Origin of the sequence: Listeria booriae (genome assembly GCF_000766865.1) — a bacterium.
GTDB lineage: Bacteria > Bacillota > Bacilli > Lactobacillales > Listeriaceae > Listeria_A > Listeria_A booriae.
The window spans coordinates 97,807-110,629 of record NZ_JNFA01000011.1 but is presented as its reverse complement, the minus strand read 5'-3'; the positions used below and the strand labels follow the sequence as shown (position 1 = coordinate 110,629).

The window sequence follows — 12,823 nt, the reverse complement described above, 5'->3', positions numbered from 1 at the left end:
TTTTCGTGGATTTCCTTTAGGTAAGACTTCTTGCGGAAAAAGTCTAGCTTTATTTATTAAAAAGAAAGCGCTACACTTGAGGTATAATAAAGAGGAGGGTTACAACATGAAGAAATTTGTTGAAAAACTGGGTTGGCTTTCGCAGAAGTTAGGGAATCAAATCCATTTGAAATCGATGCGTGATGCGTTTGCGACGATTTTGCCATTTATCATGCTAGCTGGTTTTATGGTTTTGATTAATAACGTGATTATTAAACCGGATGGGTTTATGTCAAATGTTATTAGTTCGGAGACGTTGGCTAATTGGCAGCAGCTCGGAAACAGTATTGTGAACGGGACGTTGGGGATTATTACGATTTTGATTGGGGCTTCGGTTTCGTATTTTCTAGCGCAAAATCGTCAATTTGAGAATCCGTTTGCGCCGGCTTTACAAACGATTGCTTTGATTGTCATTTTTATTCCGCTTACGAATGATGTGATTCCAGTTGGGGCGCAGAAGGCTGTGGAGATTGGTGGCGTTATTCCAACGGCTTTGACTGGTTCGGCTGGAATGTTCGTGGGGATTGTGACGGCGCTTTTGTCCACGGAATTGTTTATTCGTTTCTCACAGAGCGAGCGCTTGAAAATCAAGATTTCTGGTGATAGTGTGCCGCCAGCGGTTATTAAATCGTTTAATGTGTTGATTCCGACGATGTTGACGGTGCTTGTGTTTGCCTTTGTGTCATTCTTGTTGACGCAGTTGTTCTCGCTAAATATTTATGCATTAATTGGAACGATTATTCAAAAACCGTTAACGTTCTTGGTGACGAGTGTTCCTGGATTCTTAGCGTTGATGACGATTTCGCAAATGCTTTATTCGATTGGTATTGCGGGAAGTGGGATTTTGGGACCGATTATGGATCCGGTATTGCTTGCGAATATGCAGGATAATATGACGGCGTACGCGAATAATGCGGCAATTCCACATATTATTAATACGACATTCCGTGATATTTTTGGTGTTATGGGTGGCGGAGGAAATACGATTGCGCTACTCATTGCGATATTTATTTGGAGTAAGCGGAAAGATTATCGAGAAATTGCGGCTTTGTCTTCTGCGCCGGGGCTTTTCAATATTAATGAACCTGTCGTTTTTGGACTGCCGATTGTGTATAATTTAAGTTTGATGATACCTTTCATTATTTCAACCCCATTATGTTTACTTTTGGCGTATATTGCAACGAAGATTCATATGATTTCGGAGGTTGTCGTGATGGTACCGTGGACGACGCCGGTTGTCGCTTCTGGATTTTTGGCAACGGGTGGGGATTGGCGCGCAGCAGTTTTCCAAGTATTTTTAGTGGGGATTTGTGTGTTGCTATATCTACCGTTCTTGAAAGTGAATGACCGAATTAAAGCGTAAGGAGGAACAGCGATGAGACGGCTAATGTTAATGTGTAACGCTGGTATGTCTACAAGTGTGCTCGTTCGTAAAATGCAAAAAGTAGCCGCGGAAAAGGGCTTGGATATCGAAATTTGGGCGATTTCGGAGACGGATTTCGAGAAAAATTGGCGCAATGCTGAGGCGATTCTGTTAGGGCCGCAAGTGAGTTATATGCAGAGCAAGGTGAGCGAATCGGTTGGTCAGGCGATCCCAGTGGGCGTGATTGCGATTGTGGACTACGGCCGGATGGACGGCGAAAAGGTTCTGGCGCAAGGCTTGGCGTTGCTAGGAGAGGGGTGACATGATGGCGAACTATTTGGATGCGACGTGTGATGTGACGGAGCGTGTGGCGGATCTGTTGGGACGGATGACGTTGGTGGAGAAGTGTGGTCAGTTGAATCAGCGCTTATATGGCTGGGATACGTTTGTGCGTGACGGTGAGGATTTTGATGTGACGGCTGTTTTTAAGGATGAGGTCGCGACGTTTGGCGGGATTGGCGCGCTATACGGGTTGTTTCGGGCGGATCCGTGGTCGGGAATGAATCACGAAAATGGAATTAGTCGGGAAAATTCGGCACGTGTGGCGAACTTGTTGCAGCGGTATGTGATGGAGAATACAAGATTGGGAATCCCGATGCTACTTTCGGAGGAGGTGCCGCATGGGCATCAGGCGCTGGACAGTGAGTCTTATCCGGTGAACTTGGCACGGGGAGCGTCGTTTAATAGGGAGTTGCAACGGGAAATTGCGGCCGCGATTGCGACGGAGATTCGTGATAAGGGTGTGCATTTGGCACTAGCCTCGGCGCTTGATATTATGCGGGACCCGAGATGGGGGCGTGCTGAGGAGTGTTTCAGTGAGGACCCGTACTTAGCAGCGGAATTTACGAAGGCGATTACGACGGGATTCCAGGAGAGTGGCGAAATTGCAGTGATTCTGAAACATTTTGCGGCGCAAGGCGAGCCTGTTGGTGGGCATAATTCGGGGCCAGTTTCGATTGGGATGCGGGAATTACGCGAGATTTTCCTGCCGCCGATGGTTGCTGCAACGGATGCGCTTGGTGTGATGGCGGCCTACAATGAGATTGATGGTGTGCCGTGTCATGCGAATGTGGATTTGTTGACGGGAATTTTGCGGGATGAGCTTGGATTTGAGGGGATTGTGATGGCCGATGGTTGCGCGCTGGATCGATTGCTGAACTTGATGCCAGACACGAAAAAGGCTGCGGCTCTTGGACTCACGGCAGGTGTTGATTTGAGTTTGTGGGATTCTGTTTATCCTGACTTGGCTGCGGCTGTGACGGCTGGCGAGGTGGATGAAGCGCTCGTGGACCGTGCGGTTAGCAGAGTTTTGCGAGTGAAATTTGAACTTGGCTTATTTGAAAAACCATACGTGACTGAAAAAGTAGCTGAACATTCGGCGTCATGGCGTACCCTGAATTTACAAGCGGCACGTGAAGCAATTTGTTTGTTGGAAAATCGAAAGAACGTATTGCCGCTTCGTGGCGCGAAACATATTGCGGTAATTGGACCAAATGCGGATGCGCTATACAATCAACTCGGCGATTATACGGCGCCACAAAATATGGCGGATGGCGTGACGATTTTACAAGGATTGCAAAACTTAGCGCCTGAAAATGTAACAATCAGCTATGAAAAAGGTAGCGAAGTCCGTGAAAAAGTAATAAACGGTGTTGAAAAAGCAGTAGAACTAGCGAATTCTGCTGATGTCATTGTCCTTGCGCTCGGCGGGTCAAGTGCGCGTAATTTTGATATGGAATTTTTAAATAATGGTGCGGTCAGCTCGAAGGGGCCGAATATGGATGCGGGCGAGAACGTTGATGTGGCGGACCTTGCGTTGCCGGATGCGCAAATCGAACTTTTTCAAGCGGTCAGAGCATTAGGAAAACCAGTCGTGGTGGTGCTCGTTCATGGGCGGCCCAATGCGATTCCTGAAATTAGCGAACAAACCGATGCGCTTTTAACAGCTTGGTATCCAGGGGCACAGGGCGGAACGGCGGTTGCAGAAGTGCTATTTGGCATAACGAATCCATCGGGAAAACTGCCAGTCAGCATTCCGCGTTCCTCCGGCCAACTTCCCGTTTACTACAATCAAAAAGCTGGCGAATACAAAGAAGATTATTTCGACGAACGTGGCGCGGCACTTTACAACTTTGGCTACGGCTTGAGCTACAGTGATTTCGAGTATCAAAAAATCGAGACTGCGCGCACAAGTCTAACCATCGCTGAACTAGAAGCTGGCGAGCAATTCGAATTCCGCGTAACCATCGCCAACAATTCGGACGTCGCTGGGCAAGAAGTCGTACAGCTTTACATTCACGATGAAGAAGCAAGCATTACGCGCCGCAAAAAAGAACTAAAAGACTTCCAAAAAATAGAAATAGGCGCACGAAAAACACAAGAAGTCGTATTAAAAATCGGATTAGCCGAACTACAAATTTGGTCAATCAAAAATCGCTGGGAACTAGAGGCAGGAAACGTATGTATTTTTGTCGGCGGGAGTTCTGATACAGCATTAGAGACAATGATTCAAATCCAAAACGGGGTGGTATGAATGGAAAGCATGGAATTAGCCTCTTTTCAAATAATTAGTACAGTCGGCGGGGCTAGGAGCAAAATCACCGAAGCTTTACAATGTGCCAGACAGCGAAATTTTACAGAAGCCTATCAAAAAATCGACGAAGCCAATGAATTTTTAAAAGAAGGCCATAAAAATCACGTCGATCTCATTCAAAAAGAAGCTGATGGCCAAGAAATTCCGTTTTCCATGCTATTTATGCACGCAGAAGACCAATTTATGTCGGTGTATTTATTGCGTGACATTGCGTATGAAATGATTGCGATGTGGAAAGAAATTAAATAATTTTTTGAGTGTGCGCCTAACTTGGTGTACACTTTTTTGTTATGCTGAGTATATTACCTTGACTGTCATAGTAATATGATGTATTATATACTCATGGAGGCGATCACATGGCTGATAAAAAACTTTCCTCGGATTTACTTCGAGGGCACACGGATACCATTATTTTGAAGTTATTGATGAGCGGCGATAAATACGGTTACGATATTTTAAAGTTGATTCAGACGAATTCAAACGGGGAATATGAATTGAAGGAAGCAACGATGTATTCGAGTTTGAAGCGCTTAGAAAAAGAGGACTACATTACCTCTTATTGGGGCGATGCAACGCAAGGCGGTCGTCGAAAATACTACAAGTTAACAGAAAAAGGCGAAGAATTGTACGCTGAAAATAAGAAGCAATGGGAGTCTGCTAAACGCATTCTCGACCAGTTGCTATAAGGAAAGAGGTTAAAAGTGATGAAAGAGAAGTTGACCCTGCACATTGATGAAGTGTTCGCCGGATACGAGCTAACGGATGAAATACATGAATTGAAAGAAGAATTGGCCCACGATTTACAAGAGAAGTTCAATGATTTGAAAGAACAAGGTTACGAAGACGAAGAAGCGTATGAAATGACTATCCATTCACTAGGCGATGTTTCCGAGATTATCGAAAGCATCGGCGGCCAAAAGCTAGAAGACACTACCCCAATTGAATTCGGGACTGGCGGTATGAAGGGCATGAACATCCATGACGGCAAATTTAAAAACAGTACATTACAAGGTGCCGATTTCACAGGCTCGAACTTGACGGGCAGTAGTTTTGACGGTAGTAATATGAACGCCGCACGCTTTGATGGTTCTGATTTACGCGAAGCTAAACTAACAAACGCAACATTGAAAAACGCTAGTTTCACGAATAGTACGCTTGATAATGTGAACTTTAAATATTCGAATTTGTCGGGTATTAATTTTGACCATCAAACGATTTCAGAAGGCACATTTGATTACGCGAATGTAACCGATGCTTCGTTCGAAGACGTTGATTTTCACGGCGTTAGCTTCAAAGGAGTTTACGCGAAAAAAAGCGATGGACTGCCAAGCTTCAAAGGCTCCAGCTTATCCAATACGAATTTTTCAATCGTTACACTAAAAGGCGCGAATTTCAGTTACGCGAACTTGAGCAACTGCACGTTCAATGCTTCTGAGCTTACTGGAGCCTCATTTGAAGGCGCTGACTTAACATTTGCCGAACTGAAAAAATCAGCAATCCGCAAATCCAATTTCAAAAATGCGATTATGGATCAAGCTGACTTCACGCATTCCGACCTATCTGGCGTGAACTTCGACGGCGAGATTTTCCGTGGCACGAACTTCAGAGGTACCGGATTAATCGACGCTTCCTTCCAAAACGCGATTTTTGAAAATGTTTCTTTCAAAGGCAGTTATGTAAAACGAGCAAATTTCGACGGCGCCATCATGGACGCTGCGTCTTATGAAAGTCTAAAAAGTAATCGAAAAGCCGATTTAAGCGGTATTATCCTATCGTAAAAGGAGTGTAAAATCATGTTAGAAACTGTGATTTCAGTAAATAATCTCGAGAAATCTTATAAAAACGTAGATGTCTTGAAAAAAATCAATTTTACCGTTAAAAAAGGATCAATTTTCGCGCTGTTGGGTTCCAATGGCGCGGGAAAAACCACGACAATTCGTATTTTAACGACGCTAATCAAGCCAGATCGTGGCGATGCGCAAGTTTGTGGTGCCGATGTGGTGAAACAAGGAAATAAAGTACGCGAAGCGATCAGCTTAACTGGACAATCCGCAGCGGTTGACGATATTTTGACAGGCCGTGAAAATTTGCGATTAATCGCGAAATTACGCCATTTACCGAATGCGAAAGAAGTTGCAGACGAGTTATTGGAACGATTTAATCTGACGGATGCGGCGGACCGGGCACTTGCGACTTATTCTGGTGGGATGAGACGCCGGCTTGATTTAGCGATGAGTTTGGTTGGAACGCCAAGTGTTATTTTTCTAGATGAACCGACGACGGGACTTGATCCACAAAGTCGGATGGCAATGTGGAAAATTATTCGTGAGCTTGCGGATGGCGGAACAACGGTATTTTTAACGACACAATATTTAGAAGAAGCAGAACAATTAGCCGACCAAATCGCGATACTAAATGAAGGTACAATCGTTGCAGATGGCACGGTCGCAGAATTGAAGCAGCTATTGCCGAATGGTCATTTGGAGTTGCGTTTTGCAGAATTGGATGAGGCGAAACAAGCCGAAGTCGCATTAGCAGCCTACACACCAGTTTTAGATGAAGCGGCACAAATTGTAACGGTAACAATGGACGGCACGGTGAAACAAATGATGGCGATTTTGGGAGAACTAGAAGGCGCTAACATTCCTGTGTTGGAATTTTCGCAAAAATCACCGACGTTAGAAGACGTATTTCTTAAAATTGTGGAACACGGAAAGGAAGGATTATGATGCGGAACAAGTGGAGTGACATGGTAGTGATGCTTGGGCGTAATATGCGTCATGCTTTTCGGAGCGTGGACACAATTATTACAACCATCGCGATGCCATTAATGATGATGTTATTGTTTGTGTATGTATTTGGTGGTTCGATTGATACAGGTTCAGAAGATTATATTAATTATGTCGTACCGGGAATTATGTTTCTATGTATTGCCCTTGGAACGACTTACACAGCGGTTCGGCTCAACAATGACGTCACAAAAGGTATTATTGACCGCTTTCATTCAATGCCAATCGCGAAATCTTCTATTTTGACAGGACATGTTGTAACTTCGATCGTGTTTAACTTAATTTCCACATTATTTATCGTGCTAATCGCATTTATACTTGGATTCCGACCAGAAGCAGGATTTGTCGGCTGGCTCGTTATCATCTTGATTTTGCTATTATTCACGCTAGCGATGACATGGATTGCCGTTGTTTCAGGCCTACTCGCAAAATCGGCAGAAGGCTCTGGAACGTTCAGCTACCTCGTATTGATGCTACTATTCGTCAGCTCAGCGTTCACACCGACCGATTCGATGAACAATGTCGTTCGCGCATTTGCAGAAAACCAACCGATGACACCGATTATCGAAAGCGTCCGCTCACTTCTTGTGGGCAATGTAAATACAGGCGATGTTTGGACGGCGATCGCTTGGTGCGCAGGTATTTTCCTAGTCGCATGGGTTGCTGCGATACAAATTTATAAACACCGCACAGCATAAACATAAACAAGGTAACCGTCGCAATTTGGATGGTTACCTTGTTTATTTTTAGTTTTGCTGTAAAGAACGTTCTAACTCTAGTCGCTGAATTTTCATCGTCGCCGTACGAGGCATTTCCTCATATTTCATAATAATCGGCTCATTTAGATGCGGCATATCAGAGACCTTTTTCCACCACAAATCCCAGTTCATTTCTTTACTCTCATTTACCGCGATGATTGGCTGTGGACTGCCGTTTTCCCCACGAATAATAACAACTTCATCTAAAAATGTCAGCTCATCAAGAATCGCGTCCTCGATAGCAAGTGTACTTTCAATTTTATCAACCAAATCCACTTGGCGGTCAAGCAAAGATAGTACGCCGAAACGACTTTTCACACCGTAATCGCCACTGTCCCACCAAGCCCCGTATACATTTTCCTCAAAACGAGGCGTCTCTTTGTAGTACGTCAGCGCCCGACCTTTCGAGAACATCTGAATATTACCGCTCACACCAGCTTTGACAGGCTTCCCATTTTGATCCACAATCCGAGCTTTCGTCAGCCGCGGCATCCCAATTCCCATCGCCCGCGCATTCGTATTTTGGAGCGAAGACTTTGTATGGAAGCGCATAATCATCGGCCCACATTCACTTTGCCCATACACTTGCAGAAACACTGGTTTCGCGTGTTTCGAACAACGCAAAAACGTTGCCATCGTCTCCTTGTTTATCGCATCAAATGTCGAATGATAATACTTCAAACTTTGAAAAACTTCCGGCTTATCCCGAGCAAGCGAGGCCCACTGCACAAAATGATTCGGATGCGTTTCCAAAACCATCGGCTCGTAATCCATCAAAACCTTCGTAACATTCTCCCGACTTGGATTGGCAATCGGTAACAACGGAAAACCTTTCGCCATCAACGACGAAATCCCAATATTAAAACGAGAATGTACAGGCGAAATATGAAAAGCAACAAGCCCACGTTTACGAATCAAGCTCAAAATATTCTTTTGCCATTTCGTCCGCCATCCCATCGAATTCGCCGAGTGAGCGATCAACTTAGGCACACCAGTCGTTCCAGAAGTGTGCGTCATGTAAGATATCGTGTCTAGAGGTAATTTGCCTTGAGCGCAAGGTTGTTCAAAAGCAGTCGCAAGAATTTCCTCAACAGCAATCAATTTCTGCTTAGAGATGTTCTGAAGAATCTGAGCTTTATGCGCCGTATCCCCATCAAAAATCATCCAAGGATCATCCAGCCGAGAAACAAGAATATCCATCGTTTCAGCAGGAAGATGCGGCGAAATCATAATCGGAACCGCGCCAAGATAAGAAACAGCAACAGCCAAGAGATACGTGTCGAATTTCGCAGACTTATAAATAATAACTTTCTCGCCCTTTTTAACCCCAAGAGTATGAATTTGCGAAGCCTTCGTGATTAATGCATCCTTAGCCCCGAGATATGTAGTTTGCAATTGCAGCTCAGGAAAAGCAGTCAGCAGCTCATCAAAGTAAATAGCCTGCGTCGGAAATTTCTCAGCAGCCTCGGCGAAATTAGAATAAAGATTTAGCGGTTTGTATTTGTTAAACATGGGTGGATGGTCAACTCCTTTTTAGTTGTGATGGGGTTATTATAGCATTTTGAAAGCGGGATTTACAGAGCTTAGTGAAAAAGTATGCAAAAATATTTTGGGAAATAGAGGATAATATTTCATTTTTAAATCAGTTTATACATGCGTGAAATCAAACGGTATATTATACTAAAGATACATAAACAAAAAATCAAAGCATTACTAGGAGAGATGATATGGCTTCAGAACTGATACAGATAAAAAAATTTAAAAAAGCTTCTATCCAAGAAATAAATGCAACATACTTTAACAACTATCCAATAGTGTATATTCTGTATACAAATGCCAAAAAAGAAACGGCATATATAGGGCAAACAGTGCACTTACAAAGAAGAATGCAAAAGCATCTAAGTGATGCTTCAAGAAAAAAACTCGATACAGCTTTATTTATTGGCAATGAGAAGTTTAATCAATCTGCGACTTACAATATAGAAACGAACTTAATTAACTTTTTTATTGCAGATAAAAAATACGAGTTGCAAAACAAAAGTCAAACTATGGATAGCAAAATGCATGACTACTACAATAAAGAATACTATGATCAAACTTTTTTCAAGCATATATGGGAAGAATTGAGGCAACATAAAGTTGTAAGGGAGTCTCTGGAAGATTTACGGAATAAGGATGTTTTTAAGTTATCACCGTATAAAGAACTATCGGCAGAACAAATGGATTTGAAATATCATATAATTGATTACTGCAAAAAGCACATCAATGATGAGCAACACAGTATTTTCTTTATTGAAGGAGATGCTGGTACAGGAAAAAGCGTAGTTTTGAGCTCTACTTTTAATACCATTCAAGATCTTTCATACGACAAATCTTCCAAACTATATGGTACTAAAAACTACCTGTTAGTTAATCACCAAGAAATGCTTAAAACATATAAGGAAATTTCAGAAAGTCTCCCAAATTTAAAAAAGAAGAGCTTTATGAAGCCAACAAGTTTTATAAACCAGCAAATGAAATCGGACGCAGCTACTGCAGATATTGTATTTGTAGACGAGGCTCATCTACTACTTTCAAAAAAAGATAGCTATAATAACTTCAATCAAGATAATCATCTAGAAGAGATTATTAAACAAAGTAAAATCACAATAGTCGTTTTTGATAGAAGACAAGTACTTAAATTAAAAAGTTACTGGGATTCGAAGATGTTGGATAGTATAAAAAAAGGCTTGCACAGCGAAGTATTTATGCTGACGAATCAATTTCGAATTCAAGCTGAAGAGCGTGTATTGAATTGGATAGATGCATTTTCAAACAAGAAAGTACTAGATCTACCAGATAATAAAAAGGACAGTTTTGAATTAAAAATTTTTTCAGATGCAGATAAAATGTATCAAGAAATTAGAAAGAAAAACGAAGAATATGGTCTGTCTAGGCTTGTTGCTACTTTTGATTATATGCATAAAAAAGATGGTCAAGATTATTTTATTGAAGAGGGAAATTTCAAACTACCATGGAACAGAACACATTATAAAAATACATGGGCTGAGCAGGAATGTACAATTGATGAAGTTGGTTCCATTTATACGATTCAGGGCTTCGACTTAAATTATGTGGGTGTGATACTAGGCCCCTCTGTTTCATACAACTTTGAGAAACAAGAGTTAGAGATTATAACAACAAAATACGAAGACCTAGAAGCATTCAGAGGACGAGATGATATTTCTAAGGATAAAATGAGTGAAATAAAACAACAGATTATCTTAAACTCTATTAATGTTCTAATGAAACGAGGAATTAATGGTCTATATATCTATGCTAGTGACCCTAAGCTACAGCAAAAATTGATGTCGTTATATAAATAGTATTAGGAGGTTTTCAAATTGAATCAGAGTATGGACAAGATTAATAAATTCAGGGATGAGCGTGATTGGAGACAATTTCATAATCCAAAAGATTTATCAATTTCAATTTCATTGGAGGCTGCTGAATTACTAGAGAACTTTCAATGGAGAACTAGCGAGGAAGTTTTAGCAGGAGACACGGAAAATGTGAAAGAGGAACTTGCAGATATTTTGATATATTCATTTATGCTAGCTTCAGATTTAGGCTTAGATATAGATGAAATTATTGCAGAAAAGCTACTGAAAAATAACTTGAAATACCCAATCTCAACCAGTAAAGGGAGTAATAAAAAGTATACTGATTTCTAAAGAATAAAGCACTGAGTTTGGCGGAAATCTCAGTGCTTTTTCTTCATATCTTCCTCGGCAACCTAAACACCAACACAAAACAAACCACCAACAACGCAATATTCACATACATACTCATCTGCAAGCTATCAGAAAACGCGTTAGCCTTCGAGTGTGCGGTGGTATGATCTAGCGTCCTGAAAAACACCGAGCCAACAACGGCAATCCCGAATGACGAACCGATACGTTGCGCTGTGTTAAACATCCCACTCGCGCCGCCACGTTCAGGACCAACGACCGTCGAAAGCGTAAAACTGTTAAGCGGCGCAATAATCAAGCCACTCCCAATTCCCGCGGTAAGTAGGGGCAAGGCCATCCACCATGCGGAAAACACGCCATCATGTAGATGAAAAACGAGTGAAACGCCAGATAATCCGATAATGACTAACACAACGCCGAGATGTAGTAACTTTCGGCCAATTTTCATGATAAAACGATTGCTATTCGCAGCTGCGAGGACACTCCCAATCGCGAATGGCGTAATCGCAAGGCCTGACGAAATCGCGGATTGACCAAAACCTGTTTGCCATGTCACGGATAGAATAAAGAAGATACTCGTAAATGCTGCAAAGTAAACAAGTGATAGTACCATTCCAGATACAAATGGCTGATTTTTAAGCAAGTTTGGTGAAATTAACGGCTGTTTTCCTCTTTTTGCTTGGCGAACACTCCACCAGTATAACAAAAGGAAAACAGGAATAGATGAAGCCATCCAAATATAATCAACTAGTCTAAAACCGTTGGAACCACGTGAAATCACAGGGTAAAGCAACATCATCAAAGCAAGCGTTAATCCCAAGACACCAGGAATGTCAAAGCGTACTTTCTCTTTCGGAGCTTGATGTTTTGGCAAGTAAAGCATTGCTAAAACAAGTGTCACCAGAACGATCGGTACATTCACGAAAAACACTGCGCGCCAACCGTTATCAGCGCCAAATAATTCGATTAATAAACCACCGGCTAACGGTCCAATTGCTGTCCCGACACCAATAACAGAACCTAAAATCCCGAAAATTTTGCCGAGGTGTTTGCCACTGTACATATCCATTATTACCGCATTGATTTGTGGGAAGAATAAGCCGGCGCCAAGTCCTTGTATTACCCGAGAAATAATTAGACTTTCCTCAGATTGCGCGTATCCAGCTGTAATACTCATAATTAAAAATAGCAAAATCCCGAAAATATAAAGATTCTTCCGACCGAAGCGATCGCCTAGCCGTCCAGCTAAGATCAGCACAACACCAAACGCAAGTGCATAACCAGAAATAATCCACTCAATGGATTGGCTTGTAGCATGAAGTGCAACGGTTATATCAGGTAACGCGACATTCACAATCGTAGTGTCAAGTAATGAAATGAAAGCACCAAGCATGATTGAAATTAGTGCTAATGTTTTTCGTCTATTTGTTTTTTCCATTTTTCAGCCCCCTCTATACAGTTTATTTCCTCCAATTCAGATTTTAAACTGT

General features: G+C 42.2%; 12 protein-coding genes. 10 read left to right on the top strand and 2 right to left on the bottom strand.

Going from position 1 to position 12,823, the window contains the following annotated elements; all coding sequences use genetic code 11:
- The first annotated feature begins 106 nt into the window (after window positions 1-106).
- The 8 genes from EP57_RS03760 (at window position 107) to EP57_RS03725 (ending at window position 7,542) form a co-directional block, all read left to right on the top strand.
- Window positions 107-1,402 (top strand): PTS sugar transporter subunit IIC, encoded by a 1,296-nt coding sequence (locus tag EP57_RS03760; protein ID WP_036084371.1) that lies wholly within the window; start codon window positions 107-109, stop codon window positions 1,400-1,402.
- A gap of 12 nt (window positions 1,403-1,414) precedes the next feature.
- Window positions 1,415-1,723, top strand: a complete 309-nt coding sequence (locus tag EP57_RS03755) for a PTS sugar transporter subunit IIB (protein WP_036084369.1) — start codon at window positions 1,415-1,417, stop codon at window positions 1,721-1,723.
- Between the two features lie 4 nt (window positions 1,724-1,727).
- A complete protein-coding gene (locus EP57_RS03750) occupies window positions 1,728-3,995 on the top strand; it encodes a glycoside hydrolase family 3 N-terminal domain-containing protein (RefSeq protein WP_036085036.1) in 2,268 nt (755 codons plus the stop codon).
- Window positions 3,996-4,304, top strand: coding sequence for a PTS sugar transporter subunit IIA (locus EP57_RS03745; RefSeq protein WP_036084364.1), 309 nt, complete (start codon window positions 3,996-3,998; stop codon window positions 4,302-4,304). It begins immediately after the preceding gene.
- 107 nt (window positions 4,305-4,411) lie between these two features.
- Window positions 4,412-4,741 (top strand): PadR family transcriptional regulator, encoded by a 330-nt coding sequence (locus EP57_RS03740; protein WP_036084362.1) that lies wholly within the window; start codon window positions 4,412-4,414, stop codon window positions 4,739-4,741.
- A gap of 18 nt (window positions 4,742-4,759) precedes the next feature.
- On the top strand, window positions 4,760-5,833 hold the full coding sequence (locus EP57_RS16380; RefSeq protein WP_052167532.1) for a pentapeptide repeat-containing protein: 1,074 nt from the start codon (window positions 4,760-4,762) through the stop codon (window positions 5,831-5,833).
- 15 nt (window positions 5,834-5,848) lie between these two features.
- A complete protein-coding gene (locus tag EP57_RS03730; protein WP_036084360.1) occupies window positions 5,849-6,784 on the top strand; it encodes a daunorubicin resistance protein DrrA family ABC transporter ATP-binding protein in 936 nt (311 codons plus the stop codon).
- Window positions 6,781-7,542: an ABC transporter permease gene (locus EP57_RS03725; RefSeq protein WP_036084359.1), complete on the top strand. Its 762-nt coding sequence runs from the start codon at window positions 6,781-6,783 to the stop codon at window positions 7,540-7,542. Before EP57_RS03730 ends, EP57_RS03725 begins: the two co-directional genes overlap by 4 nt.
- Window positions 7,543-7,590: 48 nt before the next feature.
- Here the strand turns inward: EP57_RS03725 and EP57_RS03720 are convergent, their stop codons facing one another.
- Window positions 7,591-9,114 (bottom strand): AMP-binding protein, encoded by a 1,524-nt coding sequence (locus EP57_RS03720; protein WP_036084357.1) that lies wholly within the window; start codon window positions 9,112-9,114, stop codon window positions 7,591-7,593.
- Window positions 9,115-9,329: 215 nt separating this feature from the next.
- On the opposite strand from EP57_RS03720, the gene EP57_RS03715 reads away from it, so the two are divergent.
- Together EP57_RS03715 and EP57_RS03710 are read left to right on the top strand one after the other, a co-directional pair.
- Window positions 9,330-10,967, top strand: coding sequence for a DUF2075 domain-containing protein (locus EP57_RS03715; RefSeq protein ID WP_036084355.1), 1,638 nt, complete (start codon window positions 9,330-9,332; stop codon window positions 10,965-10,967).
- A gap of 18 nt (window positions 10,968-10,985) precedes the next feature.
- Window positions 10,986-11,315, top strand: coding sequence for a nucleotide pyrophosphohydrolase (locus tag EP57_RS03710; protein ID WP_218017412.1), 330 nt, complete (start codon window positions 10,986-10,988; stop codon window positions 11,313-11,315).
- Between the two features lie 43 nt (window positions 11,316-11,358).
- Here EP57_RS03710 and EP57_RS03705 read toward each other — a convergent pair whose 3' ends face one another.
- Window positions 11,359-12,771, bottom strand: a complete 1,413-nt coding sequence (locus EP57_RS03705; protein WP_036084353.1) for an MFS transporter — start codon at window positions 12,769-12,771, stop codon at window positions 11,359-11,361.
- Window positions 12,772-12,823 lie beyond the last annotated feature (52 nt).

What these genes read in the sequence shown, in the direction of transcription:
- EP57_RS03740 (WP_036084362.1), top strand. Translation starts at nt 4,412, where the DNA reads ATGGCTGATAAAAAACTTTCCTCGGATTTACTTCGAGGGCACACGGAT.
- EP57_RS03730 (WP_036084360.1), top strand. Translation starts at nt 5,849, where the DNA reads ATGTTAGAAACTGTGATTTCAGTAAATAATCTCGAGAAATCTTATAAA.
- EP57_RS03705 (WP_036084353.1), bottom strand. Translation starts at nt 12,771, where the DNA reads ATGGAAAAAACAAATAGACGAAAAACATTAGCACTAATTTCAATCATG.
- EP57_RS03725 (WP_036084359.1), top strand. Translation starts at nt 6,781, where the DNA reads ATGATGCGGAACAAGTGGAGTGACATGGTAGTGATGCTTGGGCGTAAT.
- EP57_RS03760 (WP_036084371.1), top strand. Translation starts at nt 107, where the DNA reads ATGAAGAAATTTGTTGAAAAACTGGGTTGGCTTTCGCAGAAGTTAGGG.
- EP57_RS03750 (WP_036085036.1), top strand. Translation starts at nt 1,728, where the DNA reads ATGGCGAACTATTTGGATGCGACGTGTGATGTGACGGAGCGTGTGGCG.
- EP57_RS03720 (WP_036084357.1), bottom strand. Translation starts at nt 9,114, where the DNA reads ATGTTTAACAAATACAAACCGCTAAATCTTTATTCTAATTTCGCCGAG.
- EP57_RS03745 (WP_036084364.1), top strand. Translation starts at nt 3,996, where the DNA reads ATGGAAAGCATGGAATTAGCCTCTTTTCAAATAATTAGTACAGTCGGC.
- EP57_RS03755 (WP_036084369.1), top strand. Translation starts at nt 1,415, where the DNA reads ATGAGACGGCTAATGTTAATGTGTAACGCTGGTATGTCTACAAGTGTG.
- EP57_RS03715 (WP_036084355.1), top strand. Translation starts at nt 9,330, where the DNA reads ATGGCTTCAGAACTGATACAGATAAAAAAATTTAAAAAAGCTTCTATC.
- EP57_RS16380 (WP_052167532.1), top strand. Translation starts at nt 4,760, where the DNA reads ATGAAAGAGAAGTTGACCCTGCACATTGATGAAGTGTTCGCCGGATAC.